The organism is Solibacillus isronensis (assembly GCF_900168685.1).
Taxonomy (GTDB): Bacteria; Bacillota; Bacilli; order Bacillales_A; family Planococcaceae; genus Solibacillus; species Solibacillus isronensis_A.
In genome coordinates this window covers 1-2,621 of the sequence record NZ_FVZN01000003.1, presented here as the reverse complement: position 1 = coordinate 2,621, position 2,621 = coordinate 1, and the positions used below count along the sequence as shown (strand labels likewise).

Annotated in this window: 2 protein-coding genes and 2 rRNA genes; 2 read left to right on the top strand and 2 right to left on the bottom strand. The window is 33.2% G+C overall.

Annotated features, from left to right (window positions below):
• A 16S ribosomal RNA gene (locus tag B5473_RS00620) occupies positions 1-78 on the bottom strand; the annotation flags it as partial.
• A 602-nt stretch (positions 79-680) separates the two neighbouring features.
• On the opposite strand from B5473_RS00620, the gene B5473_RS00615 reads away from it, so the two are divergent.
• Positions 681-869, top strand: coding sequence for a hypothetical protein (locus tag B5473_RS00615; protein ID WP_079523203.1), 189 nt, complete (start codon positions 681-683; stop codon positions 867-869).
• Between the two features lie 488 nt (positions 870-1,357).
• Positions 1,358-2,290: a DNA primase gene (locus B5473_RS00610; protein ID WP_079523202.1), complete on the top strand. Its 933-nt coding sequence runs from the start codon at positions 1,358-1,360 to the stop codon at positions 2,288-2,290.
• A gap of 240 nt (positions 2,291-2,530) precedes the next feature.
• On the opposite strand, the gene rrf is transcribed toward B5473_RS00610, so the two are convergent.
• A 5S ribosomal RNA gene (gene rrf, locus B5473_RS00605) occupies positions 2,531-2,621 on the bottom strand; the annotation flags it as partial.

Below are 2,621 nucleotides of genomic sequence, written 5' to 3'. Positions count from 1 at the left end.
ATAAAATTTCCGCTCGACTTGCATGTATTAGGCACGCCGCCAGCGTTCGTCCTGAGCCAGGATCAAACTCTCCATAAAAGTAGTTTGAAAGCTCATTTGCTTTGCTAGCGATCCAACTTCGTTAGAATTTGAAATCTATTGTTTGCTTCATTTAAGAAGCTTGTTTCATTAACGTTGCTTGTTCAGTTTTCAAGGTTCATTGCGTCGTTCAAGTGACAACTTTTATATCATATCATTCTCCGAATGTTATGTCAACATTTATTTTAAAATGTTTTTTCGATATTCATTGTCGTCGTTGCGACTTATAATAATATATCATGATATTATTCACTTAGCAATAGTTTTTTATAACTTTTTTTGATTTAGTATACTTAATATGTTTATTATGTGTTTCTATCATTAACTAAGGAAAAGTCAGTATAATATTCTTCATATATAATGACCTTATATTTATCCCCTTTTTAAAGTAGATCTTGATATCCCTTTAATCTTACAATTACTAAAACCAATTTTATGCTGTTTGTACCTTATAACTTAAAGCTTTCTTCATAATTAAAGCTCCTAACTCTTTTACGGGAAAACTGACTAACGAAGTTAAGTGAATATAACTAATAAAAATTGTAACTTTTTTACAGAATACACGTATATACTTTATATAAGTAAAAAAGGAGGAAATCACTATGACACCTATTGAGGAACGAAAATGCAAAAATTGCGGAAGTACAGAATTAGATGAAGCTACAGATTACTTGTTATTAAGAAAAAGTAAAGTTTCGTTTGTTGGATCCGAAAAGGTTTATACATTTTGTACAAACTGCGGGGAAGTCCAATCAATTCGTCTTACCAATCCTAATGTTTTTAAAAAGTAATATAGAAAAGGGGCCTTTCTAAATAATATAGAAAGGCTTCTTAATAATTACCAGCAAATTGAGTCCTTTCATTTCCCTCAAGATTAAAGAGCTTCTCATATTAATACTTCAAAAAAGAATCTGCGCGCTTTTATGGATATTTAATATCTTCCTCTGAATACCCGTACTTCTTATAAAATTGTCCAAGATAATAATAGAAGTTTCCTATATACGTCGTTTTTCAATTGAACTGTTTCAGTAGTACCTGTTATCAATAAAACAATCACATCTTTAAAAGATTCCATATCATATAGTCCTTTAAGTACCTTAATTAAAATTCACTATTAACTTTGGAAAAAACTGTTTAGTTGATTTATAGAACATCTTTTCTTTCTCTTTTTAAAAAAATTGGTATAAAACCGAACCTTTAAGAATAGAAAAAAGTAGAGAAGTAAATTTAGCAAAGCATAGAATAGAAAAATTCCCCGTAGAACAGGAGAGAAGAAAAGATGGAACAAACGATTTCGATAGAAAAACGTATTAAAGAAATTTTTGCAGACGACCCGTTATATTTAGTTATTAAAGAAACACCAACTGAACAATTCTTTTTATCGGAACCTTATTTGTCCAACCTCATTGAAAAAAAATACTATTCTACACCTGAAGTAGCCAGCTGGTTTAATGTCACTGATGCTCAGATACGTTACTATATTAAACCGTTTGAAGAGTATCTTTTTGATGGTGAAGCGTCAAACCCCACTACAGCATCTGTTATTCGATTAGACTTTAAAGCCGTTTTAAAACTGCGTATGATATTGCTTTTAAAAGACGAGTATCGTGTAAAAGGGTTAAAGCAGCTGTTACGTATTAATAAAGATGGCCATATTATCAAAAAAAGAACTCCTTCCTCAACAGAAGTAGGAATGCCCGATAATATTGAGTACAGACTCAATGCCATGAGCCAGGCACTGGAGCAGATTATGAAGACAGGTTTGTTTAAAATGGAACAAGACGAAGAAACTGAGCAAATGCAGCTAAGTTTAAACTATGATTTCTTCAAACAGGAAATCAAAGCCCTCCCTCCAGAACCTTCACAAGGATTGGAGGAGATCCAAGAAGCTACAAAAAAACTTGAACAGGAAAATGCTGAATTGAAAAAGAAGGTTGAGGAAATCATGGCTTCGAATAAAGAGGATATCGCAATTCGTATTAGAGAAAAGGCAATAGAACAAATTGTGCTCAGCCGTTTGCAAAATGAGGCTGTTCAACAGTACTCGCAACAAATAAAGGCGACCCTTTTCCAAAAGCTTTTTCGTTCTGCGCAATTGGAAGTCGACAAAAAGCTATACATCGCAGCATATATCGAAGAAAAGTTTTCTAAACAATTAACTCAGGCTCTTCTTGAATACCATGAACAATCTTTAAGCTATCAAGATGAATAATTCAGCGCGCTTCCTTCTTAAAGGGAGCGTTTTTAAATTGAATGCATAAGGTGTGCTAAGTTAAAAAATTTAAGAAACATTTCCATTCTATTTTTCTCCGTTTACATTCTGCTTGTTATCTCTATTACTATTCTGGATACATTGCAGTTACCATTGTTTAAAAGCAAAAGTTGAGTATATTTTAATTCTTTAAATGAAACGACAAAAAAACCCACTGATTTCTCAGTGGGTTTTACATGTGCGAAGCGACGTCCTACTCTCACAGGGGGAAGCCCCCAACTACCATCGGCGCTAAAGAGCTTAACTTCCGTGTTCGGTATGGGAACGGGTG

Coding starts and splice junctions, on each gene's coding strand:
- B5473_RS00610 (WP_079523202.1), top strand. CDS start 1,358: ATGGAACAAACGATTTCGATAGAAAAACGTATTAAAGAAATTTTTGCA.
- B5473_RS00615 (WP_079523203.1), top strand. CDS start 681: ATGACACCTATTGAGGAACGAAAATGCAAAAATTGCGGAAGTACAGAA.